Genomic DNA, 1087 nt, shown 5'->3' with positions numbered 1-1087 from the left:
GCCGGCGGCGGCCGCATCGCGCCACAGCCGGCTGCCCGGTGCAATGCCGGCCAGCAGCTGGCGCACGTCGGCGGTTGCATAGACGGCTGGTGCGCCACCCGCGTGATCGGCATCCGCGTGACTGAGTACGAGCGAATCGATCACCGCGATGCCGCGTGCACGCAACGCCGGCGCGACGATCCGTGCGCCGGCGTGGGTCGACTCCGCACCCGGCCCGGCATCGAACAGCAAGGATCGCCGCGCGGTCTCCACCAGTACCGACGCGCCCTGCCCGACGTCAAGCACGGTCAGCCGGAAACCGCCCGGCGGCGGCGCATCGGCTGCCGGCGCGACGAGCGGCAGCCACGTGAGCGGGGCCGCCCAGCGCAACGGCCAGCCGCGGGGCATCAGCGCCCATGCGACGCCCACACAGGCCAGCAGCAGCACCGGCCAGTCGGGCATGCGCAGCCAGAACACGCCGGCCGGCCAGTCGGCGAGGTGCCCGAGCAACGTCATCATCGGTTCGAGCGCCGCGTGCGCGAGCCGGAACGCATACGCATCGAGCGGCGCGGGCAGCGCGATCCCGGCCAGCACGACCGGCGTCACGACCGAGCTCACCCACGGAATCGCGAACGCATTGCCGAACGGGCCCGACAGCGATATCTGCGCGAACCATGCCGCCGTCAGCGGCGCGAGACCGATCGTCACCGCGTATTGCACGCGCGTGGCCTCGGCAATACGGCGCCCGGCGCGTACACCCCACGCGCGCAAGCGGCTCGACAGGCCGGACGTGCCGTCGCCCTCCTCGCTCTCCGCATCGGCCTCACGCGCGGCACGCCAGCCGGAGACGGCCAGCAGGATCACGGCGACCGCCCCGAACGACAGCCAGAATCCGGCCGACAGCACGGCCCATGGATCGGCAAGCAGCACGCCGCCGAGCGCCACGCACAGCACCGCGGAAGCCGGTACGCTGCGCCCGGCCAGATACGCGATGCCGCCGGCCGCGATCATCCACCACGCGCGCTGCGCCGGCACGTTGAAGCCGGCGAGCGCCGCGTAGCCGGCCGCAGCCGCCAGCGCGGCGAGCGCAGCCGCGTACGGTGCCGGC

At 74.0% G+C, this 1087-nt stretch carries 1 protein-coding gene; it reads right to left on the bottom strand.

Annotated features, from left to right (window positions below; genetic code table 11):
- The coding region (locus G3N93_RS40700) for a ComEC/Rec2 family competence protein (protein ID WP_206135599.1) at positions 1–1087 on the bottom strand (1087 nt) is incomplete at both ends.

It is taken from the genome of Burkholderia sp. Se-20378 (assembly GCF_017104665.1).
GTDB classification, from domain to species: domain Bacteria; phylum Pseudomonadota; class Gammaproteobacteria; order Burkholderiales; family Burkholderiaceae; genus Burkholderia; species Burkholderia lata.
Note: the sequence above shows the minus strand (reverse complement) of the source record. Positions and strands in the feature narration are given on the sequence as shown.